At 51.3% G+C, this 22,912-nt stretch carries 19 protein-coding genes; 11 read left to right on the top strand and 8 right to left on the bottom strand.

Going from position 1 to position 22,912, the window contains the following annotated elements; translation table 11 throughout:
• Nucleotides 1–3: 3 nt before the first annotated feature.
• Nucleotides 4–783 carry a PRC-barrel domain-containing protein gene (locus tag HJG54_RS02210; RefSeq protein WP_316433105.1) on the top strand — a complete coding sequence of 260 codons (780 nt, stop codon included), beginning with the start codon at nucleotides 4–6 and terminating at the stop codon, nucleotides 781–783.
• A gap of 163 nt (nucleotides 784–946) precedes the next feature.
• Here the strand turns inward: HJG54_RS02210 and HJG54_RS02205 are convergent, their stop codons facing one another.
• Nucleotides 947–2,653, bottom strand: a complete 1,707-nt coding sequence (locus HJG54_RS02205) for an alpha/beta hydrolase (protein ID WP_316433104.1) — start codon at nucleotides 2,651–2,653, stop codon at nucleotides 947–949.
• A 426-nt stretch (nucleotides 2,654–3,079) separates the two neighbouring features.
• Here HJG54_RS02205 and HJG54_RS02200 point away from each other — a divergent pair, with 426 nt between their 5' ends.
• From HJG54_RS02200 to HJG54_RS02170, 7 genes are all read left to right on the top strand, one after another.
• The gene (locus HJG54_RS02200) at nucleotides 3,080–3,592 is read left to right on the top strand and encodes a hypothetical protein (protein ID WP_316433102.1); all 513 of its coding nucleotides are present in this window, start codon (nucleotides 3,080–3,082) and stop codon (nucleotides 3,590–3,592) included.
• A 244-nt stretch (nucleotides 3,593–3,836) separates the two neighbouring features.
• Nucleotides 3,837–4,820 carry a homocysteine S-methyltransferase family protein gene (locus tag HJG54_RS02195; protein WP_316433101.1) on the top strand — a complete coding sequence of 328 codons (984 nt, stop codon included), beginning with the start codon at nucleotides 3,837–3,839 and terminating at the stop codon, nucleotides 4,818–4,820.
• A gap of 64 nt (nucleotides 4,821–4,884) precedes the next feature.
• On the top strand, nucleotides 4,885–5,814 hold the full coding sequence (locus tag HJG54_RS02190; protein WP_316433100.1) for a hypothetical protein: 930 nt from the start codon (nucleotides 4,885–4,887) through the stop codon (nucleotides 5,812–5,814).
• Nucleotides 5,815–5,912: 98 nt separating this feature from the next.
• Nucleotides 5,913–6,485, top strand: a complete 573-nt coding sequence (locus HJG54_RS02185; protein ID WP_316433098.1) for an OsmC family protein — start codon at nucleotides 5,913–5,915, stop codon at nucleotides 6,483–6,485.
• Nucleotides 6,486–6,544: 59 nt separating this feature from the next.
• On the top strand, nucleotides 6,545–6,976 hold the full coding sequence (locus tag HJG54_RS02180; RefSeq protein ID WP_316433096.1) for a hypothetical protein: 432 nt from the start codon (nucleotides 6,545–6,547) through the stop codon (nucleotides 6,974–6,976).
• Nucleotides 6,977–7,022: 46 nt separating this feature from the next.
• Nucleotides 7,023–7,619: a GNAT family N-acetyltransferase gene (locus tag HJG54_RS02175; protein WP_316433095.1), complete on the top strand. Its 597-nt coding sequence runs from the start codon at nucleotides 7,023–7,025 to the stop codon at nucleotides 7,617–7,619.
• A 121-nt stretch (nucleotides 7,620–7,740) separates the two neighbouring features.
• The gene (locus HJG54_RS02170) at nucleotides 7,741–8,259 is read left to right on the top strand and encodes an ester cyclase (protein WP_316433094.1); all 519 of its coding nucleotides are present in this window, start codon (nucleotides 7,741–7,743) and stop codon (nucleotides 8,257–8,259) included.
• Nucleotides 8,260–8,268: 9 nt separating this feature from the next.
• On the opposite strand, the gene HJG54_RS02165 is transcribed toward HJG54_RS02170, so the two are convergent.
• The gene (locus HJG54_RS02165; RefSeq protein WP_316433093.1) at nucleotides 8,269–10,713 is read right to left on the bottom strand and encodes a PhoD-like phosphatase; all 2,445 of its coding nucleotides are present in this window, start codon (nucleotides 10,711–10,713) and stop codon (nucleotides 8,269–8,271) included.
• Nucleotides 10,714–10,793: 80 nt separating this feature from the next.
• Here HJG54_RS02165 and HJG54_RS02160 point away from each other — a divergent pair, with 80 nt between their 5' ends.
• The 3 genes from HJG54_RS02160 to HJG54_RS02150 all read left to right on the top strand — a co-directional run bounded on the left by HJG54_RS02160 (nucleotide 10,794) and on the right by HJG54_RS02150 (nucleotide 13,449).
• On the top strand, nucleotides 10,794–11,636 hold the full coding sequence (locus tag HJG54_RS02160; protein ID WP_316433092.1) for a Uma2 family endonuclease: 843 nt from the start codon (nucleotides 10,794–10,796) through the stop codon (nucleotides 11,634–11,636).
• 223 nt (nucleotides 11,637–11,859) lie between these two features.
• Nucleotides 11,860–12,114: a type II toxin-antitoxin system RelE/ParE family toxin gene (locus tag HJG54_RS02155; RefSeq protein ID WP_316433091.1), complete on the top strand. Its 255-nt coding sequence runs from the start codon at nucleotides 11,860–11,862 to the stop codon at nucleotides 12,112–12,114.
• Nucleotides 12,115–12,312: 198 nt separating this feature from the next.
• Entirely contained in the window at nucleotides 12,313–13,449 is a 1,137-nt protein-coding gene (locus HJG54_RS02150) for a HigA family addiction module antitoxin (protein WP_316433090.1), read from the top strand.
• 117 nt (nucleotides 13,450–13,566) lie between these two features.
• On the opposite strand, the gene HJG54_RS02145 is transcribed toward HJG54_RS02150, so the two are convergent.
• The 6 genes from HJG54_RS02145 to psbA form a co-directional block, all read right to left on the bottom strand.
• Complete coding sequence (locus tag HJG54_RS02145; protein WP_316433089.1) at nucleotides 13,567–14,148, bottom strand: hypothetical protein; 582 nt, start codon at nucleotides 14,146–14,148, stop codon at nucleotides 13,567–13,569.
• 370 nt (nucleotides 14,149–14,518) lie between these two features.
• The gene (locus HJG54_RS02140; protein WP_316433088.1) at nucleotides 14,519–17,797 is read right to left on the bottom strand and encodes a phycobilisome rod-core linker polypeptide; all 3,279 of its coding nucleotides are present in this window, start codon (nucleotides 17,795–17,797) and stop codon (nucleotides 14,519–14,521) included.
• Nucleotides 17,798–18,168: 371 nt separating this feature from the next.
• A complete protein-coding gene (locus tag HJG54_RS02135; protein WP_316433087.1) occupies nucleotides 18,169–19,824 on the bottom strand; it encodes a deoxyribodipyrimidine photo-lyase in 1,656 nt (551 codons plus the stop codon).
• A gap of 373 nt (nucleotides 19,825–20,197) precedes the next feature.
• Nucleotides 20,198–20,860 (bottom strand): cytochrome b/b6 domain-containing protein, encoded by a 663-nt coding sequence (locus tag HJG54_RS02130; protein ID WP_316433086.1) that lies wholly within the window; start codon nucleotides 20,858–20,860, stop codon nucleotides 20,198–20,200.
• Nucleotides 20,861–20,884: 24 nt separating this feature from the next.
• Nucleotides 20,885–21,463: a hypothetical protein gene (locus HJG54_RS02125; protein ID WP_316433085.1), complete on the bottom strand. Its 579-nt coding sequence runs from the start codon at nucleotides 21,461–21,463 to the stop codon at nucleotides 20,885–20,887.
• Nucleotides 21,464–21,766: 303 nt separating this feature from the next.
• Complete coding sequence (psbA, locus tag HJG54_RS02120) at nucleotides 21,767–22,849, bottom strand: photosystem II q(b) protein (protein WP_316433084.1); 1,083 nt, start codon at nucleotides 22,847–22,849, stop codon at nucleotides 21,767–21,769.
• Between the last annotated feature and the right edge of the window lie 63 nt (nucleotides 22,850–22,912).

Below are 22,912 nucleotides of genomic sequence, written 5' to 3'. Positions count from 1 at the left end.
GTCATGTTGAACATTGTTCGCCGTAGTCAGATGGTTGGTTTAATGGCAATGGATAGCAGTACTGCAACTCGTATGGGTGGTGTAGAAGAGGTATGGGTTGATGCAGATGGCCGGGTCGTTTACTTCGCTAGCACTGCTGGCTTTATTCCCTTTGAACAAGTTTCCATGATTGGTTCCGATGCCGTCCTCACCTATTCTGATCTGGCAATTTCTGATCTGGCAACGGAACCGCCAACGGCACTGCGACGCCTATATCGTATGGCAGTGCAATCCCCATCTATTGCTGAGCCAATCGGTTGGGTGGAAGACTTTTTGTTTGATTGGGAAACCGGTGACATTGCGGCGTATATCCTTGGTGGTACTGTTGCCGCACCGTTTGGCGGGCGGGCAGTCCTGTTTCCCGAGGATGTAGAGGTAATTGATGCAGACGTGATTGTGATTAAAGAAGATGCAACGAGCCGCCTCAAGAGTGAATCAGAGGGGTTGAAAGGCTTTTTAAGTGAAAAATCACAACAGGTCAAAACATTGGTTAAAAAAATGGGCGATCGCCTCAAATCTCTTGTTTCTCCTAACGATAAGCCTGAGGTCGTGCGCGTCAAGATCAAAGAAGTCCACGATGAACTAGCCACATCTGGACGACATGACAAAAATGCGCTGCAAGAAGCCACTGAATTTTTACAAGACAAATGGAATGCTGTTCAGCAGAGCTTGAGCCGCACTGAACAACGGCTGAAACAAGCTGTCGATTCTGCCTGGACGCGATTAACAAAACCCCGTGCCTGAGTTGCCCCACTACGCCACTGGCTTGAAATAATCGCGAGGGTTTGCCCCACAGCTTGCCACAGCGTAAAGCGAGTACTTGTTGGTTCAAGCTGTTGCTGAAATTCTGGCAGGTCGGGTAGGGGGCGATTGGTTTTGGGAAGAGTTAATACTTCAATCTTCTCTATTATTTTTCTAACATCTGCGTTAATTGGTCTGTACTGAGCGAACGAATTAAACTGAACTGAAAGGGTGGATCACCTAATGTTTGGATGTTGAATGGCTCTAGATACCGCTCATATTCGGTTCGATCTGCCAGATAGAGCTGCAAGAATGCTAGCAGTAACGCTCTGACATTGCTGCGAAACAGCGTAATCTCTTCTTCAAGCTGTTGGGGGTCCAGCGATGGAGACAGAATCCGATTGATCATAGCCGTCAACTGAGGGATATGCGCTCCGCCTCTGGCTAACAGCAAATATTTTTGAGGAGCGGTCAGCCAGGTAAAGGAATGGGCTTGTTCCGGCACAATCGGGGCAGCCGGATCATAACCACTCGCGCCAATAACGACCGGAATTTGTACTCGGCTTAACCCCTGCGGCCCAAAAATGCTGGCGTTTACTGGGTTGAAGGCAATGATGAAACTCACCCGCTCATCTTGCAATCCCTGGGTGAGCTGCTGGACTGCCGTGGAAGAAGATTCTAGCTCTAGCGCTCGGCATTGCAACAGCAGAGAAGGATTGAGAAAATCAATAAAACTATCTTGCTGGCAATCTTGGCGGAGATGGGCAAAATCGACAGTTGCTCCCCCTAAGACCAAGACCGTATAGCCCCCAAACGAATGGCCAGCGGCGGCAACTTGCTCTAGATTTAAGCGTCCCTGCCACTCGGATTGATTGCGCTGCTCTAGCTGGTCGAGTAAAAAACTAATATCTAGCGGACGGTCGATAAATTCCCTGACGTGGAATACCTCAGAAGCTCTTCCAGCTAAAACCGCCTGCTGCAAATCATGATTGCTGCCAATATGTTCGGGCAGAGCAACGGCAAAGCCATAGCTGGCAATATGTTCAGCAACATCAGCAAAATCGGCTCGACTCGATCCCAACCCATGGGATAACACAATCACTGGTACTGAGGCTGGAACCGAACTAGAGGTTTGTGGTAAGTACAGATCAACCGGATAGGTGCGATTGCGGCGTTTGTCTTCTAGAATCAGAGTTTGTTTGGAAAATTGAACGCCTCCAGGTTGACGGAGATCTGGAATATCTGTCGGTTCAATCGCTGATGCCGATTCACTCTGCCGGGCTAGTTGCTCAATTCCGGTAATTACCGCGTTCGTTTCCTGAAAAAACGCTTCGCCCTGTCGTAATGCATTCAGCGCTACTCGCAGGTCAATCCGCATATCCTGAGTTGGAAACTGTCGCAATACATCGATCAGGGTAAAACCGCCGGGTTGAGCTGCTGCCAAAATCAGGGCCGATCGCAAGGCATGTAGACCGTTTTGGCGTTTGCCGGTTTGGATCAGGTTGCCCACATAGCCTAGCGCTTTTTCTCCCATTGGTTCATAAAAGCTTTGGGAAACCACGACCGGGCTGAGCTGATGGGAGGTTCTGAGGGCTGTGCGGAACTCTTCCCGCACTTCGGGTGTGAGAAACCCCAGGAAAAAGGCGAGATCGGGATGAACGGTGCCATCTTTGGCATAGGCTTCGAGGGAAGTAACCGCAACCGAGCGCTCAAACAGGCCATAGCTAAAATGGACGGTTTCTGCCGCTTTGCCAGGAAGGGGGAGGGATATAGTGCAGACAAATCCTAACAGAGTCTGTAACCCAAACCGCTTTAGTTTGCGGGTTTGATTGAAACGCGGAAGCCAAAATGAGTTTGAAGCAGGAAAATGCATAGAGGGGAACATTTCGAGTAGGGAATCAGCCTACCATAAATAGTGTAGGGTGCGTCATCGTTTGTGTCGCAGCAGTGACTCTGCGAGAAGCCGCTATACCTGACGGCAAGCTATCGCCAATACCTCTAAAACTGCCGCAAGCAAGCGATTTGACAGTCTATCAGCCTAACACCTCAGAATCGTCTTTGTAATGTAACTTATAAATTGATGCTTGACGGGTTAGTACATAATTGAAAGACAACCATCAGCTACAAGGTTGTAACTGAAGAGGTTAAACAAAGCTTAAACAGTAACTGTGACTCAAAGTGACTATGAGAGCTTTGAGTCATAAGATTTTGAACGAAGAGTGGTTGAAAGGTAGAACACAAGAATTCTCAGCTCGTTAATTAAGATAGCAAGGCATCGAAAATTAAGGAGGCAATGACAATGCTTAAGCTCTCTATCTTACTGATTGGTTTAATCATCAGCAGTTGTGGAGTTGTAACAACCGCTTCTAACGACTCCTCCAATCAAGCCTCTTCTCGTCAAGGAATGACTGCCTCAGAATTAGCGCAGTTTGCAGTTGTACATGATGGGCCGTTTGAGGATAAACCTACTGTTTTTACTACAAATCATAATAAAGCCTGTGGGGTAGAGGTCCCTGTCAAGCTGGTTGAAACTATGGATTTAGGAAACAACCGACTTGCTGGCATCACCTATTATCAAGACTGTGCACTGGCAGTTTTCACCTATTTTGAAATGATGCGTGGAAATTTAGGCTCTATTAGTCCCTTTGTTGAGATCGCCGCGGGGAGATCAGTTCAATATTCAAATTGGGGACCAACAACCGAACCTGGTTGTGGAATAGCTCCCGACCCCAACCCGGCTATCCCTGGCTGCGAACTATCCTCCGAAAATTTGCAGCTTGTAGCTCAGGCGATTGAACAATCAGAGCCATGAGTTCTGTTGATTCAATACCTATAAATGTATAAAAATGTATAACCCTGAGTCGGTAAACCCGTAGTGCGGACATCTTGTCCGCCAGCAATTTGGATGCCTGCTCTACGTTTGATGAGTAATTTTGCCTCGCTACTTACTTGGTTGGCTCTGCTCCCGGCGGTGGATCGGTTTCGGAACGGTTTCGGATCGCTGCTGTCGTTACCGTAGGTGCAGATACGTAAAGCTGCATCGCAGGAGAACGACCATGTTGCAATACAGAAATAATCTGCCCCAATTATCGAGCGATCTATTTCTCACAGACGGTGGAATTGAAACGACGCTGATCTTTCGCGAAGGTTTGGATTTACCTGATTTCGCCGCCTTCGATTTGTTGAGGCATGAGGGCGGTTATCAAGCGTTGAAAACTTACTTTCGCACCTATGCTAGCTTGGCTAGAAACTATCAAGTGGGGTTGATTTTAGAGAGTGCAACCTGGCGAGCTAACCCAGATTGGGGTACAAAACTAGGCTACTCCAGCACTGCCCTAGCCGAGATGAACCGTAAGGCCATTGCCCTTTTGCATGAAATTCGCCAGGACTACGAAACCGAGCAGAGTCGGATGGTGATTAGTGGTTGCCTTGGTCCTCGTGGGGATGGTTATATTCCCGCAGAAGCCATGACCGTAGAAGCTGCCGCAGAGTATCACCGCCCCCAAATTGAAACATTCCGGGATGCCGACGCTGACCTCGTGACGGCGATTACCATGAATTATGTAGAAGAAGCGATTGGCATTGCCCGTGCTGCTCAATCGGTTGGTATGCCCGTCGTCATTTCCTTTACCGTAGAAACCGATGGCAAATTACCCACTGGGCAGACCTTAAAGGCAGCGATTGAACAGGTGGAACAAGCCACGAACCAGTTCCCGGCCTACTACATGATCAACTGTGCCCATCCCACCCATTTCGCTACTACGCTAGTACCGGGTGAAGCTTGGACTGAAAGAATTCGTGGCCTGCGCGCCAATGCATCCACCAAAAGCCATGCCGAACTCAACGAGTCGGAAACCCTAGACGACGGCAACCCAAACGAACTCGGCAGTCAGTATCGAGCGTTGCGCAACCGATTCCCCCATCTGACGGTACTAGGCGGCTGTTGTGGTACCGATCACCGCCATGTCGAAGCAATCTGTCAAGCTTGTCTGCCGATTGCCTGGGCATCGCTGGTCAACCCAGTACTGACTCTTTTATAGGCCCGTATACAAAAACGTTTCTGATTTTTCTGATTGCAAGTCAGTATATGGTTACAGGAGAATTATGACAGCGACAGTAATAGCGAAGCATAGCTATGCAGACATTCTGAAGGATGCAGCCAAGATCAACTGGCGGGTAGAGGATTTGCTCGGTGCTGATAAACCGTTAGATTTTAGCAAACCTTTTTTGCCGGAAGCACTGGCCCACACCCGCGCCATTACTTGCCTAACAGCCGATGAGCAATTAGCTCTGAATCATATCCGAGGTAATAGCTATCTGCATCTATTTGGTTTGGTTGAGGAGTTTATTCTGCCTTTGGTCGTGGAGCATGTGCAATCTATTGGCTGTGTCAACATTGAAGCGACCCAGGCTTACCTCGGTTTTGCTGAGGAAGAGAGCAAGCACATTCATCTGTTTCGTCAGTTTGCAGCGGCATTTGCAGCCGGGTTTGGGCATCGCTGTGAGGTAATTGGACCCGCGTCAGCAATTGCGGATTTTGTTCTACAGCATAGCCCGTTGGGAGTGGCATTAGTCACCCTGCATATCGAATGGATGACGCAGCGGCATTTTTTGGATAGCGTGCGGAATCATCAAGGCGAACCACTCGACCCGCAGTTTTGCAGTTTGCTGAAACACCATTGGCAAGAAGAAGCCCAACATGCTCGTTTAGATGCACTCATGGTGCAGGAGTTAGCGCGCACTCTAGATGCAGCATCCATTGCAGCAGCAGTGGATGATTACATTGCAATTGTTCAGTACCTGAATGAAGGGTTGAAAACCCAGGTACAGCTTGATCTGATCAGCCTGGAGCAGGCCATCGGACGGAACTTAACCGCAACTGCACGCCACGAAATTCAGCAGATTCAGGAAAAATCTTACCAAAAGGTATTCCTCGGCGCTGGCATGACGCATCCCAATTTTGTCGAAAGCGTACAAGCGTTAAGCAGAGAAGGATTTGCCAAAATCTCAGCAATTGCAGCCCAGTTTTCCTAAAGTAAGTGCTGATAAAAAATTGCGTCACCGTATTCGTGCCCCTCAACCAAATGATTTCAGTTCAATTGTTTTATTTCTATTAATCAAGGAGTTTGATCATGAGTATTCAGCAGCAATCTATCAATGAACAATCCATTAACGGCGTTGTGCCCAGTGCATTACAGGAGCTGATCGATTCCGTTGCACAAGATGCTAATCAAGGTCAATTGGCGTTTCAAGCAACTACAGCTTGGGTTGATGGAACCCGCTCGCAAACCCAGATCAAGTCCTTTGAGTGGGCGGGCCAATCCTATGCGCGTGACTTTACTTTGACGATCGACGAGCCGGAAGAATGGGGAGGGACCAATATGGGACCCAATCCGCAGGAAGTGCTATTGTCGGCTTTGAATGCTTGCCTGATGGCAACGTTTGTTAATTTGTGCTCAATGCAGGGCATCAAACTAGAAAAAGTAGAAATCACCAGCATCGGCAAACTTGATCTGCGTGGTTTCTTTGGATTAGATGAAACCATTTCAGCCGGTTATCAAGATTTGAGTTGGCAATTAAACGTCAAGGGAAACGCTACCCCGGAACAATTTCAGCAGGTCTATGAGGCAACCATGGCTGCCTCTCCTAACCTGTGGAATTTAGCTCATCCGGTGCCGATCAAGCCTGAGTTACGGGTTTTGTGATCTCTGAGGTATTCCTCAACTCTTTCAATCACTTCTGGACAGCTAGGCTAGGAGTAGCCATGAATTACATACGGCTGATAACAACCTCTGTTGCCATCTTTATCGTTGCTCTGCTTTGGAATGGGCTAATTCACGCTGTGGTTCTCCAAGATGCGAATGCTGCCCTAGTGAACGTGGCTCGGCCCGCCGCTGAACGCAACATGGGATTAGCACTTCTCTTAACTGCTGGATTGGCTTTCCTGTTTGTTTGGAGCTATGCGTATACAGCTCAACACGGCACATTGCGCGAAGGCATAGCTCATGGTTTATTCTTTGCCGTTCTTGCAGGATTTCTAGTGAATTTGAATCAATATATACTGTATCCGTTACCTGCATCTTTAGTGATGAAGTGGTTTGTCTCAGGACTAGTGGAATTCTGTATCTATGGCATCCTGGCAAGTTGGCTCTATCCGATCAAAAGGATAACTGCTCATTCTGACGAACGTTATTAAGCATATGCTTTAGGAGAAGTATGATTCTATGAATCTTGCAGCTAACATGAAAATCCAATTTCGCCCTGCTCAAAAATCAGATTGTCGAGTAATCGCGTCTCTCTACAGCATTTCTTCCGATGGAGTTGCGGATTATATTTGGACAAAATTGGCTCAGCCGGGTGAAAACATTTTGGATGTAGGACAACGACGCTATGAACGGGAGAACTCCCTATTTAGCTATCAAAATTGTACCTTGGCAACGCTAAGCCAGGATGATGCAGAAACAATTGCCGGAATGGTAGTTGCATTTCCCATGATTGTCGATGAGACGGCAGAACCAGAAGATGATCCGGTACTAGTCCCCTACAGCAAGCTCGAAGAAAACAATAGCTATTACATCTGTGGCATTGCCCTGTTTCCAGACTATCGCAATCGTGGCATTGGCACTCAGTTGATGCGGAAGGCAGAAGTTGACGCTGTTGCCAAAGGCTTGACCAAATTGAGCCTGATTGTTTTTGAGCAGAACGTTGCTGCTAAGCGGCTGTATGAACGTCTGGGCTATCACGAAGTTGCGCGTGAGCCAATCGTGCCGCATCCGTTAATCCACTACTCAGGCAATGCCGTTCTAATGGTGAAAGAGATACAGCCTTTTTCAGGCTAGTGAAGATGCGAAAAACGGGGTGCAGGGGCAGTGCCCCTGCGTGGGGACTTCGCCCCACACCCCTTATACCTCACATGAGTGATAAAACGCTGTAGGATAAGCTATATGTTTTTCGGCCTAGATGGCAATGTACTCGGAATTGGATGCTTGCAAGCAAGCCGCAGAGAATAAAAGAATTATTCGAGAATTTGTTGCGGCAATCAATCATCAAGACTGGGAAAAACTGGCTCAGGTCGTGACTCCTGACTTTGTTCGGCATAGCTCGGCGGCTGGCCAGCCCGGAATCAAGAGCCGTGAGGATCTGATTAAATTTTTGTCTAACGAATTCACCATCTTTCCTGACGCTCACGAAACCATCGAAGACTTGATTGCAGAAGGGCAAAAAGTGGCGGCTCGTCAGCGGTTTACTGGCACCCAAACTGGGCCGATGGGACTGTTCCCTGCTTCTGGAAAACGAATGACAGCCACCTATCTTGCCATCTATCGCTTGGAAGCAGGCCGTATTGTTGAAGCCTGGGTCGAGTGGGATAACCTGAATGGATTAATCCAACTAGGACATTATGTTGCTCCCTCTCAATCCGTTGAAGTATCAGAACATACCCAGCAATATGTCAATGAATGTAAAAGTATAGATAATTGAATATCGAAGTTATCGACGTAGCGATTTGGGTAAGAGTGGAAATGGCATCGCTGCCGATTCGGGCGCTAGCATGGCATCAAACCGGCTGTTGACGATACTATTGGGCCGCCAAGGTGGGCACCAGTAGAGGTCTTGATAAACCGTGGGGTAGGGATTTTGTTCCGTAAAGTCACGAAATTGCACAACTCCCAGGTTACTTTCTCCCACCACTTCTTCGCCTTCTTGTAGCCAGCGATTACACCAAAGCCAGCGCAGCGCAGCCAATAGGGGCGAGCCACCTGTTTTACGAAACTTTCCGAGCTTCAGCCATGCCAAATTCTTGCCCCAAGCAGGATAGTGAGCCGATTGGCGTTTGATCCATTCGATCCGGTAGTGCCAGTCGGGCAAGGAATGGGAATCGCGGGCGGCAATCGTCCAATTCACGATGGGGTTGCCGCTTGTGGGGTGCAACTGTCGAATCAGGGGCGGCGGTACTGGCCGTAGTTTCAGCCATCGCACTAAACCGGAGATTGATTGCAGCTCCCACAGTTCGGGCGTGTGGTTCCAGCCTACCCATTCTTGCGGTGGCTCAGGGGCAATTGACTTGAGTTTGGTTTGAATGATTTGAGTTTTGAATTCGGCATTTTTGAAGGCGCTGGCCGTGAGCTGCACTAGCACCTGCGCTTTGGTTTTCTCTTCAGGATGACGGGTCCAGTAGCTGAGCCGCGCCGCAAAGCCATAGTGAATATCGCCGGACAGAACCACCACCCGATCGCGGGTTTCAAACAGGGCTGCTAACAGTTCTGACAATGCCTCTTTATGCAGATTCCAAGCATCGCCCACGTCAAAACTAAATACTTTACCGTTGCGTAAACTCCACTGTTGCGCCCAGTCGATAATTCGCAGGTGAATCAAATTCGTTGGCGCGATCACGAGGGTTTGGAGATTATGCGCTTGGGATTGCTGCAATGGGGCGCGGATCTGCTGATCAAAGGCGGAGGGGCAGAGCAGCATCGGCGGAGCAGTATTGTCTTCTGCAATCGGGTAGCCGCGCCAGGTGCGGGTGTCGAGTACGACAACTTCATGGCAATCGCTGCGAATCGTGTAGTGCCACTGCAACGCATCGGGGTGGTGATCGAGAATCCAAACCTGCCGATCACGCCTGAATTTGGGTTGGCCGGAGCGGTCTAAATCGGGGATACCCAGCAAGCGAGCAAGCGTGGCAGCAGCGGATTGATCGGTCCCCTGCGAGACAGACCAAGCTTGAGCGGCTAGCAGCAATTGTTCACCTCTGGTGCCGGGTGCGAACTGTTCCGGCGTATTGCCCCAGGCTTGAGCAATGGCATAGGCCAACAGCCCGTTTTGGACGGCACGTCTGCCTAGCGGTTTGCCCAGCACTCGCAAACACCAAGTTTGGTTAAGATACCAGTCGTCGCTGATGTCGTGATCGTCAAAGATCATGTAGGTGGGAATATTGGCAATAGCGCGGCGTACTTTCCAGAGCGAATGCCAAAAGGCTCGCAGCGTCGCTACTTCCTGGTCCCAGATGCGAATGCGTTTGGCATCCCGATACCGTTCGTGACCTTCAGGCACTTCATTCCACAGCACAGGCGACCAGGCAAACAGATAGGCAGTGCTGTATTCACCCAAACTGAGCAGATGGCTGTTGGTGTGATCTGGTTTGTTGTACAAGCCAGCCGTGAAGCCCGCCAAATTTTCGGCCACGCTGGTGCGTTCTCCCGGCGGCAGGTGTTTGGCTTTCAGAGGCGGAATCGTAGGATTGGGAGTGGGATAAATCGGCAGTTCTTCTTCCCAGCCCAGCAGGGTATCCCCCGCATCGGTGAGGGCAAACAGCCAGGGATCGGCCACATCGTCGCCGTAAATTTGGTCGCCGGTAAAAAAGAGCTGATGCGGGCGTTGCTGCGGAAAGCGAGCCGACTGTTCGAGCAGGTCATCCACAATTGGTAGGGCATCAATGCCGCCTCCGTGGGTTTTGCGACAAGAGCCGTGAATTAGCTTTAGTTCGTTGATGTCTTGCGGTGGCAGCAGAAAGGTGGGCAACTGATGCTCGAAATAGCTAATCGGTACTGCTGGCTTATGCTCGGTGTTGAGGGCTTGCTGGAGGGTAAGCGGTTCGCGGTCTGGATCGGCTTGAAAGCTCAAGTCATAGGCGTAAATCTGCCCCGATTGCAGCGGTTGATTCGCGTCTGGCTGAGCCGTAACCGCGACCACATGCAAATGCTTGCCCAGCGCGATGGTGGACCGTTCCCCGGTCACAACGGTAGACCCAATCACCAGGCCATTGCCGTATTCGGTGGCATAAATCCGTAGCGTTACCCGGCAAGCTCGGCGCAGAGCCAGCCAAACCGTCACACTCGTGGATTCCGTTCGACGCAGAATCGGTCCGGCCAAGATTAAAGGCAATTGATGTAGCCGTTGTTGTAACGGAATCCAGGGCATAGGTTCAGTGGGCAAACGTCCTTCCCTAGCTTAGGCTAATTTGACCAGCGGTAATTCTGCCAGAATAGAGGCAAGCGCTTGAGGGGAATTAGCCTGTGACCCAAAGTCTGGAGCCGGTTGTTATCACTCCCTTTCCCGACCACACGCAGCTTCCAGAGTCGGATGGTACGTTTGTGAAGAATTTTCAGGAGCATCCTCAAAGTTTACTGTTAACGGATTCGCTTGGCCCGGTTTTAGAGCGGCTTCACCCCAACGGGGATTATGTGATTGGTCAAGACTGCGGCATCTACTGGCGCGAAACCGATCCGCCTGAGAAAGGAGCTGAAGCACCTGACTGGTTTTATGTCGCGGATGTACCGGCCACAATCGATGGACAGTTTCGGCGTTCTTATGTACTGTGGCGAGAATTCATTGCACCGTTGGTTGCTTTGGAGTTTGCCAGCGGCAATGGCTCGGAAGAACGGGACCGCACGCCGCTGCGGATCGATCAACCTAGTCGCAAACCTGGAAAGTTTTGGGTTTATGAGCGAATCATTCGGATTCCCTTTTACGGCATTTTTGAGGTGAACACCGGCAACCTGGAGGTTTATCACTTGGTTGATGGCGCTTACCAGCCGATGGTCGCCACTGCCCAAGGCCGCTACCCGATCACACCGCTGGGAGTAGAATTGGGCGTATGGTACGGCAGCTACCAGAACCAAACTCGGCTCTGGCTGCGCTGGTGGGATACCGCAGGAAATCTTTTATTAATTGGTAGCGAACGGGCCGCACAAGCCGAAGCTAAATTAGCGCAGATGCAGCACGAGGTAGAGCAGATACGGCAAGAGGCAGAGCAGACACAGCGAAATGCCATTAGCCGTTTACTCGCAATGGGCTTGAGTGCAGAGCAGGTAGCCGAGGCATTGGGTGTACCCATAGAAGAAATCGAACCCTCATAGAAAACATATGTCCCACCTCGAACTAGAAGAGTTGTATTTCTAGTATTGCCTGTGGGACTTTCTTTTCAAAAATTAGTTGTACATCGCGTTAAATAAGTCAAAAAGTATCGCTTTGATACAGATATTTAGCACAAATAATTCTGAAATTGAATTCAGCGATTCACCCCAAGACCGAATCAGTTATTATGATCTGTCATCCCGATTACGTAGTGGGAGAACGGTCTTGGACTATCGCTTCAAATCTAAAAAACTAGAAGCACTGTTCACCTCTAAAAAGGGCGCAAAGCGTTATCCCGAAGGAGTCGTGAGCAGCTTCTTTCGGGTCATGACAATCATCGCGTCTGCTACCGATGTGCAAGACTTTATTGCACTCAAGAGCCGAAGGTTTGAAAAGCTTTGTGGTGATCGGGAGGGGCAATATTCTATGCGATTAAATGACCAATATCGTCTGATTCTAGAAATCAGAGAGGAGGCATAAAGGAACTATCTGCTGATTGTAGAGATCGTAGACTACCACTAGCCCAATGCAGCGACCGAGTCAACCGCTAAATTGGCAAGTGGAATTCAACAATTGCCATTGGTATTGGGTGATTGTGGGCTTATGAGTCTAATGTCTCAGACGAAAGACAGAGCCTTGAAGGGTCGCCGCCATCATCGGGCGAAAAGGGAGGAAAGCGTGAGTCAGCAGCTTGTACCAGCAGAAGTTTGTCCACCTGGAGACATTTTGATTGAAGAACTTGAAGCTCGTGGCTGGACGCAAAAAGACCTAGCAGAAATCATGCAGCGTCCTGTCCAAACAATCAATGAAATCGTTAAAGGAGTTAAACAAATCACTCCAGAAACTGCCATTCAGCTAGCCGAGGTTTTTGAAACTTCTCCGCAATTTTGGCTGAACCTCGAAAACAATTATCGGTTGCATCTAGCTCACAAGGACCGATTTAACCAGCAGATCGGTCGCCGCAGTCAGATTTATCAGTTACTGCCAATTCCAGAGCTGATCAAACGAAACTGGATGGCAGCCACAAAATCAACTGAGGAGTTAGAGCAGGAGGTCTGTCGTTTTCTGGGTATTCCATCTCTAGACCAGCATCCCAAGCAGATCGGGATCAATTTTCGCTACACTTCTAGCCGCCAACCTGAAGCGAATGCTCAAATCGCTTGGCTCAAGCGTGTAGAACATTTGGCGAAACAACAACCTGTTGCACCCTACGATTGCAAGCAACTCACTCAAGCCATCCCCTGTCTGTTGCACTACAGCGCTAAGGCTAGAGATGTGGACAAAGTCCCCGCGTTTTTGTTAGAGCAGGGCATTCGTTTTGTGATCGTGCCGCATCTACCCAAGACTTATATTGACGGAGCCGCCTTTTATCTCGATAACAAGCCCAACCAGCCAACGATTGCGTTAACTTTGCGGCATAACCGCATTGATTCGTTTTGGTTCACCCTGATGCACGAACTTGCTCATATTGTTCTAGGGCATGAAGGCATTATCTTAGACAACCTTGATGAAGGAGATGTCAACGAAGATGAACAAGCCGCTAATCGGCAAGCACGGGATTGGTTGCTTGAGCCAGTCGCGTTTAAAGAATTTGTTGAACACACTAAACCTTACTTTGCAGAGTCGAAAATTGAGAGCTTTGCGAAAAACCAGGGACGGCATCCAGGCATTGTTCTAGGTCGTCTTCACTTTGAGGGCGAGGTACCCTATCAACATCGCCGCAAATTGTTGGTTCCTGTGAAAAATCATCTTAAAGGTTGGATTGACATTCCGATTGCAAACCAATCCGACACAAAGCAGAAGATACAGACTTAATTCCCGCAACCGTTGCGGATTTGGGCACTCTAGATTGATTCCAAAAGCTACAAAAAGGCCGCCTTTCTTTAGCAGATCGGCGGCTTTGCTGATCACCTCAGTTTTCTCCAAATACACTCAGTTCATGTACTGCTGAAAGGCGCGAATGGTCGTCTCGTCTTGCACGCCCCAGCTAGGTGAGCCAAACGCACCCACACCGCAGATAAACCCATCCTCAAAGTCGAGCGCAGAGCAGGAGCCACGAGTAGTGCCCTCTGGCTCTGTGCCAATGCCATTGTGTCGCCATTGAGCATTGACAAAGAAACCACTCTTTAGCAGATCCTCCTCGGTGCTGCGCCCAATCCACACATCTTGAGTCGAGAGCCAGCCCTTTAGATAGGGATCTGCCTCATATTTGGCTCGCAGTTCGGCATCGGGTGAAGGAAGGTAGGTTTTCCAATCGGGTTTGGCAGCCGGGGCCGCTTGAGGCGAGGCCACTGGCTCTACCACTGGCTGCTCTGCCACTGACTCTGGTGGGTTGCTAACGGCCAAAGAAACGAATAACGAAATCAAACTGCCAAAGAAGCTGCCGCTATAGATACCCGCTGCCAGCTTCCGGGTCGGCGCTTTCACCCCAGGCAATACCCACTTGGGGTTAACCAGTCCCAGAACAAACGCTGGCACTGAGGCCAGCAAGGTTAGAACAAATAGTGCACTCATCGTCGAATTGCTGTCCAGTACAACCTCAAAGTGCCCAATGCGATAAAAAGTTTAATCAGCTTTTTAGATCACTGATTTTCTAAAAATTTGATTAGCCAAAATACTGATAATTCACCATTTCAGTAATCTGACATTCTGACATTCTGACCCCAACGAGTTTCAGGGTGTTACATGGCAGAGCAGAAAGAGCAAAAACGTGGCCGAGGCAGACCAAAGGGAAAAACCTCAGATCCAAACTACACAACCCTAACAACTTATATCAAAGTAAAAACATATGAAAACTCCCCCAACCTCCTGAGGAAGCTGAGGGAGAACCACCAGATTTAATTGGTCTTAAATGCAGTCAGGAGGGCAAATACCGTTCCTGGTTTTAGGCTTCGCGCTTGTAGGGCACCACATCATCTCCGAAGTAGCGGGCGTATTCGGCACTGTCCACGAGGACAGTAACCGCTGCATTGAGGCCACCTGAGGCCAGCAACCGCTCATACTGATCCACCTCTGAGCTAGACGGGAGGCGTCCCAACAGGTGGCGGAATAGCAACTCGACCACCTTAGCGCTGGGGTAGGGGGTGTAGTAGCGTCGGGCATAGACCGCCGAAGTCGCCAACGCTTTCACACAGTCCCGTACCGAGAGGTCGCCGCCGTAGAATTTGGCTTCTACATCGAGGCAGCGTACCTCGTCGGGAATCACATCACCCACCTCATCCATCACCTGAGCATAGAGGGCATGAAGCACCTGTTGCTTTTCAGACTGGCTGCTGTAGGGCAGCAGACGATGGATGCGGCAAGGTTTACGGCGTAGGTCAAGGGCAAGGGGCGAGCTGGAAGAACGACCCAATTCAACCAGCTCATTCGGCTTTTTTGCATCTGCCAGGGCTTGGCTCATCAACGGCATTTTGCTGATGTCCATGCGCGACTTCACAGGTTCAAAGCTGGGAACGACCACATCTTTGTTCTGCTTGGTCAACTGGTTGTACAGCCGGTTGGTGTTCGGGAAGTTGGCCGCTGGCAGGGTGGGGAAGCGCCGGTAAGGCACCGTATCCTCACCGAAGTACTGGGCATATTCTGGCGTACCGGTCATGGCGCGAATAAACGCCTCCAAGCCTTGAGATGCCAGGATTTGGTTGTACTTGCGAATCTCTGCCTGATCCTGCGGTGCCCGTCCCAGAAAGTGCTTGGTGCCCAGTTCAATCACCTTGGTGTTCGGATAGGGCGTGTAGAACTCTTTGATGTAGAGGCTAGACGTGCCCAATCCTTCAATGAACTCCTTCACAGTGATTTCGCCATTCGCCAGCTTACTTTCGAGGGCGCTGAACTCGTTTGTGATGATGTAGGGTTCAATGTCACGCTCGAAGATCTGCCGGTAGGCAGCGCGGGTCACGTTCTTCACGTCGGTGGGGGCCAACGTTGTCAGCTTGAAGATCTTGGTCTGCTCGCGCTTGCGGTTGACACCTTGGTTGACGCGGAATTCCACATCTGGCGTTGTGCGGCTTTCCGTCACCATCCCCAGCTCCATAAAGCGCGGGGTTTCTGCAACTTCAACCTTGCTGCTCTTGTCAACAATGCTGCCAATCCGGTTCGTGCGCAGCGCCACACCGCCCGGAGTCAGATAGCGCTCATAGGGCACCGTATCTTCGCCAAAGGTTTGGCTGTACTCCATGCTGTCGATAATCGCATCCACCACGGCATAGAAGCCTTTCTTGGCCGCCAGATCGAAGTAGGCATTGATCTCCTGCCGACCGTAGGTAGGACGACCGAGCAGCCGCCGGTGGATGTACTCAATTGCCTTCACCACATAGAGCGGCGTCCAGTACATCTTACGGAACACATCCGATTTGGCCAGCGCTCGGACAAACTCGCGCACGGTGATTTCGCCGTTCTCCAGCTTGATTTCGGCCACCGTCTGCCGCTGACCGGAATACACCTCCCGCCCAAACACTTGCAGATAAGTTGCCCGGATCACCGCTTGGGTCGAGCTTTCCGAAAACTTGGTGCTAACGCCGCGGGTATCGGAACCGGAGAACCGGCTGGTGCTGAACAAACCGGTATTGGCTGGCAGTCCCGTAAAGCTAGGCAGCTGATCCAGCTTGAACACCTTTGGACCAAGGGAACCAGGAGCCACACCACGGGCACCAGGATTGCTGACCTGGTTGTTGATGCCCGGACCGCGTGCGATCAGGATGCGGCGAGTATCCTTGTTGAAGAAGGCCGGACTGGCGCTGGGATTGCGGGTTTCTTTCGGGAAGATCGCCCCAAACTGAATTTCCAGCGGATCGTTGCCAGAGCCATACACATGCTGATCGGGCAGTGGCTGATTGTAGCGGGCAAAGGTGGTGATGAAGTGGGGCACCTTGCGGAACGGTGCACTGTAGTTAAACAGGTCGATTTGGGGACCCCAGTTGCGGCACTCTTGTGCCTCTTGGCCCAGACCGCGCAGGTAGGGAACCGTTTCTTCGCCAAAGTAATCCGAGTATTCGCTCGAATCGACCAGGGCATCAACCAGCTTGGACAGACCACCCTTGGTGACAATATCGAAGTAGCGCGAGAACTCTTCCTGCGAGCTAGGACCGCGACCCAGGAAGTGCCGGAAGGCCAGTTCTACTACCCGGCTGTTGCAGTAGGGTTCGTAGAAGTTCTTGCGGTACAAGGGCGATTTGCCCAAGCGGCGGATGAATTCCTTCATCGAGATGTCGCCGTTTTTCACCTTCGACTCCAGATCGGAGACAGACAGCGAATAGGCGCGAGTAATGTCCCGCTCGAATACCTGCCGATAGGCCGCCTTGACGACATCATTCTTTTCCGTTGCCGACAAACCAGGCTTCATCACAAACTTGGGTCGGCGCTCCGCGGCACTGAAATAGATCTGGGGCAATTCCAGACCCTGTACATCCATGGATGGCCGTTGCCGCAGTTTGTTGGCGGGCGTCGGTGCCCGGAACTCGTTCAGCAGCACTTCAAAGTACTGGTTAACAATTTCCGCAGCTTCCAGGTCTTGGCGGAAGTAGTTGAGCGACGCAGCCCGCATTTCTTGCAGCGCTACAATCGTGGCTTCGCCAGAGCAGGCATTCTCGATGATTTCCCGCAGCCCACGCACGTTCACCACCAGGATGTTGGGATCGCCCGCCACAATCGCATAGGTCGTGTAGCGGAGAAACCAGCTCAGGTCACGCAGTGATTTCTGCATGTTGCGGGGACCATAGCGGGCCACGTTAATCGGACGGAAGCCAGCTGGCACAGGACCACCGCCGCTGGCGCTAAACAGGGAACGCAGCCCCTCCAAAAAGCCGCCACCCGTAGAAACATAGGTTGCTGTGCCCAACTTCATGGCCTCGCTAGTATCAGCCGTAGCGCCACCTGCGGGGACGAGCATAGGAGCTTCTTCCTGGGGTCTCTCAAGGAAGGCCATGGGCGAACCGCCGACAAAGATCCGGTTGGCAGCACGAGAAACAATCAGCTCCGAGTTTTGAGTCAGAGTTTGGGCAATTGCTAGACGCCTCAGACCAGAACTAAAGTAGCTGGATAGCTCGCTCAGCTCTCCCCGCCCGGGAAAACGGTCTTGCTGCTCAGCTTGGGAAATAGTTGCGACGGGTACGGTTTGATATAGCTGCGGACGCGCGACAGAGCTTCCACCACTCGCTTTAAGACTCATTGGATTTCAAAAGCTCCTTAAATAGTGATTGCATTTAGACCTGCCCAAGGAGCCGCCTCATCAGATCGCTCCGCTGCACACAAACTGAGAGCTAGAGGGTAATTCTCCAAGTGATTCTCAGCTTGATTCTCAGCGAGCACTCTTTGGTGAAGGCTCCACCAGAACGACTGCCCAGGGTCAACCGGCTAGTTTCTAACTTAGAATGTTTCGGGATCCTACACGGCGTTTGTTAAAAAATGTGTAGCCTTCCCACCAGCCTTACAGAGCAGATCATAGAAGATTACGGGGCAGAAGCTGAGAGTCGGTATAAGTTTTGTTACTTTCTCAAGGGATCTTGACATGGAGGGAGAGTTGATCAGTGAGCCAAGGAGTTAAGACAACAAACTCAACTGAATAAACCCATCCGCCTGCTTTTTGTGTCTACGTCTCGATTGCCGCTTGGTCGCTGGATGAGGTTTGATCTCCACATGAGCCACGAACCAGGTGCGCAGCATTTTTGCCGCTTCGAGGTCTAGCTGGTCTAGATCAATGGCTGCTGGAAACAGGTCTAGATGGGGTGAGAGTGCCCAGCCAATTTCGCTGGCAAACCGCTCGCTGCCAAAGGGTGCCCAGGAGTCTGGCATACGGGCAATGTAGGGCAGGATGTTCTGCTGCTGGCGAAAGCTCTGCCGCTGTTGCTCTAGCTGCTTAACACGACGCTGTCGGGCTTGCCGGTAGTTCAAGATCGGGGCCGGGTAATTCGATACGCGGGGCGGGCTGCCGAGCAATTCTGGTGGTAAATCGGCGACTTCGGGTACCCAGCGTTTGATAAATTGGCCGTCTGGATCACACCGATCCACAGCGACCTGCTCTGGGTTATAGATCCGCGTCCAGGATTTATCGACGCAGTGGGTGACGCCTGCCTGCATTGCCCATTGGTAGTGATCAATTGGACAGTCTCCGTCGATTAGATGGCGCATAAAGTGGAGCGCCCCCAAGCGCCAGTCCATGCCAAGCAGGTTGCTGAGAAAACTAGCATAGATAGCCCGTGTGCGAAAGTTGAGCTGCTTCCAGCCGCCGGTCGCCTGAAGGCATCGAGCAGCGGCATCCACAATCGGAAAGCCAGTTTGTCCCTGTTGCCACGCCTCGTACAGCCCTTCGTTTATCTCCCAGCCTTCTTGGTCAAACACCGTGTAAAGCGAGCGCAATTCGAGCTGCGGCAGATAGCGAAAGCGTTGGGCAAAGCCGCTCCCCCAGCGGAGGCGGGAAATCAACTGTTTGCGGCTGCGCTCGGCTTTGGGGTTGCTTAATTCCCAACCCTGGGCCGTTTGGACGCATTCCCGCACCGAAATCGCGCCGAACTTGATGTGGGGACTAATGCCGGTTGTGGCTTCTGCTCCCGGATAGGAAAGCTGCCAGTAATAGCGATCGATGTTTTGATCTAGAAATTCGGCTAGCAGTTGGCGAGCGGCATTGGTTCCTGCAGGTGGCAGGGGTTTATTGTCTGGAATCAGTCCCAGTTCGGTTAAGGTTGGAATCGACTCACTGGCAATGTCTGGTGGGACTTCGATCCGAGTCGGTGTAGGCGTCAGATCGGTTTGCATCTCTTGGTACCAGAAGTCGCGGTACCGAGGATACAGCATCAGCTCAGGGGTACCTGCGGTTGGCTCAAACCAGCGAATTTGCATCTGCTGCTCGGCCAGCACTCGATGCAGGCGGGCATCGCGGACGCGGCCATAGATGCGTTCATAGTCGATGTAGGCGTAAATTCCGTCGGCTTGGGTTTCCCGGATGAGTTGTGGCAACACCTCGACCGGATCCCCAAAGCGAATAATCAGGCGGCCTCCCCGCTCCCGCAAATCTTGATCCAGACAATGCAAACATTCCAGCATAAAGGCCACCCTAGCTGGTGCCGTTTCTGGATGGTGCAACAAGGCTCGATCCAGCACAAATACAGGAATAACTGCACCCCGGCGAGCCGCTCGATACAGAGGGGCGTGGTCAGCAATCCGCAAATCTCGACGAAACCAGACGATAGTGCGATTCATCTAGGGCAGTTTCAGGCGATTTCTACACCCTTTCACTGTAGCGATCGCATCCATGCTGTACCAGGCTGACGACTAACGATTTCTTTACCTATTTCGCACAATCACCCGACCAGATCTGACCAGATCTGACCAGATCTGAATAAACCACCCAACCTGATCCAATAGACCCTTAGGTGAAGTTCACCTCGACAGGAAGTAGGCAGAATGGTGTGCAGCCGCCCTCAGTTCCTTCAGCCCCCCAAATCTGAGCCTTCAGGTTTGTTGGAACTGAACCTTGGACCCAATCGATTCCTAGGCGATTTGGCTATCCACTGGCTGCCCCATTGCTGTCTCAGCGCCTGTCTCAGCGCCTGTCTCAGCTGCGAACGGATTGCTAGGAGTTGAAAACCGGCAGCAGGAAGGCCAAGCCGATGCCGCCAAACACGATGATTTCAATGCCTTTGAGCAGCGAACTGGCAGGGTTAAGTTTGAAGCCTCGCAACCAGGAACGGGGCTGATCGTCATCCCGAACGTTCCATTTAAACATCGACAGCAGTAAGGGCACACCGCCCACTTTCGCGCCGAGCAGCACATGCAAGGCCAGACTGATGAACACACAAAGCCACGCGACTAAATGAGCCTGGTACCAAGCGCGATTTATCTCTCCAGCCGGCAGCCATTCTTCTTTCATCATCCGGCCTGTGATCACGGCAAAGGTGGTGGCTAGCAGCATCACGGTATTTGCGAGTCGGTGTAGGGCTACCCACCCAGTGGGCCGATTCATTTGTTTCAACTGGTGCAGCGATTGCTCTTCCAATAGCCGACGCTGGCCGAGGCGGAAGCTATATAGGGCAAAAACGGGAAGCAGCAGGAGAAACGTCAGCGCAATGGTGCCGTGAATGCCCTGAATATCTTCTAGGGTAGGCAGGGCAAGACTGCCCCAGCGTTTGTCGTAGGTGTTGTAGACCCAAAAGCCGGTAATCAATGCCAAAATGACCAGGATCGCAGCAGCACCATGAAGAAGCCGGAGAAGCGCAGGTTGATAGGGGAGCCGCATAGAGAGCTAATCTCAATCAGAATTCTAATCAGATGTTTCTTGAACTATATCCCGATCCAAATCCTCTTCTGGAGCTAATTCAGCCGGGATTGCCTCAATTCCAGACTCATCTTCATGATTGTGAAGTTCTGATTCAGTCGTTTCTGATGCAGAGGTGTCTGTCTCTGGTTCTAATTCTGCTTCTAATTCTGCAATTGCGGCTTCATCAGACGAAGGAGTTTCCGGTGTCACAGGTTGGGACGCCATTTCCAGGTCGGATTCTTCAGCCAGCGATGGTTTCGGTAGGGTGGGTGCTTCAAGCACTTCAAAATCGGTTTGGTCAGGTACAACGGTCCGGATTTCTTGACGCTCAGGTGCTGGAGCTACCAACGGTTCTACCGGCATAGCCACGGCTAATTCCTGCTCCAGTTCTAACGGCACAGCATTGGTCGCCTTCAGCGTCAGGGGAATATTCACCTTTTGGGATTCCTGGAGTTTGGGTCTGGGCTCTAGCTCATTCCAGCGATCGGCCAAATAAAGCACTAACGAGGTGCCAATATAGCCGCCGCCCAACGCCATCACTATGTCGATCAAATAGGTCAATGCTGTGTCTAACGTTTCCATAGTTCCACTCCCACCAAATCCTCAAACTCGCTGTGCCATTAAATTTCGTGGTTAAACGACTCGTTCAGCGACTAACCGACATTATTGCTAGCGTATCGGAAATCGATCGAAAAATGTAGTCTTATTAACCTTAGTAACGATACAGCGTTTTTCACTTATTTGAGGTATGGGAGGTGTGGGAGCACTGCCCCCACACCCCGTTTTTCATACTTCACTAGCCTGAAAAAGTCTGTATTGATGCAAAAAGCACCCCCCGCAGGGAGTGCTCAGGAAAGCATTGTCTAGACTAAAGCTGAGACAGAATTAGCCATTGACAGCAGGAGCCGTCAGGGCTACCGGAGTCGCTTCACCTGCTGCCAAATCCAACGGGAAGTTGTGCGCATTCCGCTCATGCATCACTTCCATCCCCAGGTTCGCACGGTTCAGCACATCCGCCCACGTGTTCACCACTCGCCCTTGACTATCCAACACACTCTGGTTGAAGTTGAACCCATTCAGGTTGAACGCCATCGTGCTGATGCCCAGCGCCGTGAACCAGATGCCCACTACCGGCCACGCTCCCAAGAGGAAGTGCAGGCTGCGGCTGTTGTTGAAGCTGGCATATTGGAAGATCAACCGCCCAAAGTAGCCGTGCGCTGCCACGATGTTGTAGGTCTCTTCCTCTTGACCAAACTTGTAGCCATAGTTCTGCGACTCGGTCTCGGTCGTCTCACGCACCAGCGACGACGTCACCAAGCTACCGTGCATCGCCGAGAACAGCGAACCACCGAACACACCAGCCACACCCAGCATGTGGAACGGGTGCATCAGAATGTTGTGCTCTGCCTGGAACACGAACATGAAGTTGAAGGTGCCGCTGATGCCCAGAGGCATGCCATCCGAGAAGGACCCTTGTCCAATCGGGTAGATCAGGAATACTGCAGTCGCTGCAGCTACCGGAGCCGAGTAGGCCACGCAGATCCAAGGCCGCATGCCCAAGCGGTAGCTCAACTCCCACTCCCGACCCATGTAGCAGAACACGCCAATCAGGAAGTGGAACACAATCAGCTGGTAAGGACCGCCATTGTAGAGCCACTCATCCAGCGAAGCAGCTTCCCAGATCGGGTAGAAGTGCAGACCAATCGCATTGCTGCTGGGTACCACAGCGCCGGAGATGATGTTGTTGCCATACATCAAGGAGCCAGCCACGGGTTCGCGGATGCCATCGATGTCTACCGGAGGGGCGGCGATGAAGGCGATGATGTAGCAGATGGTAGCAGTCAAGAGGGTGGGGACCATCAGCACGCCGAACCAGCCGATGTAGAGGCGGTTGTCGGTGGAGGTGACCCAGTTGCAAAACTGCTCCCACAGGTTGGCGCTTTCGCGCCGCTGTAGTGTTGTTGTCATAATTCCGATGAGTGCTTAATAAACAACTGAGATGTATGTATGTGAGCGAGTTGCCTCAGCTCA

This window comes from Leptolyngbya sp. NK1-12, from assembly GCF_032598965.1.
Taxonomy (GTDB): Bacteria; Cyanobacteriota; Cyanobacteriia; order Elainellales; family Elainellaceae; genus Elainella.
This window is presented reverse-complemented; position numbering and strand designations above follow the sequence as displayed.

Excerpts from the sequence above, each read along its gene's own strand:
- HJG54_RS02205 (WP_316433104.1), bottom strand. The coding sequence starts at position 2,653 with ATGCATTTTCCTGCTTCAAACTCATTTTGGCTTCCGCGTTTCAATCAA.
- HJG54_RS02185 (WP_316433098.1), top strand. The coding sequence starts at position 5,913 with ATGAGTATTCAGCAGCAATCTATCAATGAACAATCCATTAACGGCGTT.
- HJG54_RS02175 (WP_316433095.1), top strand. The coding sequence starts at position 7,023 with ATGAAAATCCAATTTCGCCCTGCTCAAAAATCAGATTGTCGAGTAATC.
- HJG54_RS02145 (WP_316433089.1), bottom strand. The coding sequence starts at position 14,148 with ATGAGTGCACTATTTGTTCTAACCTTGCTGGCCTCAGTGCCAGCGTTT.
- HJG54_RS02190 (WP_316433100.1), top strand. The coding sequence starts at position 4,885 with ATGACAGCGACAGTAATAGCGAAGCATAGCTATGCAGACATTCTGAAG.
- HJG54_RS02180 (WP_316433096.1), top strand. The coding sequence starts at position 6,545 with ATGAATTACATACGGCTGATAACAACCTCTGTTGCCATCTTTATCGTT.
- HJG54_RS02125 (WP_316433085.1), bottom strand. The coding sequence starts at position 21,463 with ATGGAAACGTTAGACACAGCATTGACCTATTTGATCGACATAGTGATG.
- psbA (WP_316433084.1), bottom strand. The coding sequence starts at position 22,849 with ATGACAACAACACTACAGCGGCGCGAAAGCGCCAACCTGTGGGAGCAG.
- HJG54_RS02140 (WP_316433088.1), bottom strand. The coding sequence starts at position 17,797 with ATGAGTCTTAAAGCGAGTGGTGGAAGCTCTGTCGCGCGTCCGCAGCTA.
- HJG54_RS02170 (WP_316433094.1), top strand. The coding sequence starts at position 7,741 with ATGGCAATGTACTCGGAATTGGATGCTTGCAAGCAAGCCGCAGAGAAT.
- HJG54_RS02130 (WP_316433086.1), bottom strand. The coding sequence starts at position 20,860 with ATGCGGCTCCCCTATCAACCTGCGCTTCTCCGGCTTCTTCATGGTGCT.
- HJG54_RS02210 (WP_316433105.1), top strand. The coding sequence starts at position 4 with ATGTTGAACATTGTTCGCCGTAGTCAGATGGTTGGTTTAATGGCAATG.
- HJG54_RS02200 (WP_316433102.1), top strand. The coding sequence starts at position 3,080 with ATGCTTAAGCTCTCTATCTTACTGATTGGTTTAATCATCAGCAGTTGT.
- HJG54_RS02195 (WP_316433101.1), top strand. The coding sequence starts at position 3,837 with ATGTTGCAATACAGAAATAATCTGCCCCAATTATCGAGCGATCTATTT.
- HJG54_RS02135 (WP_316433087.1), bottom strand. The coding sequence starts at position 19,824 with ATGAATCGCACTATCGTCTGGTTTCGTCGAGATTTGCGGATTGCTGAC.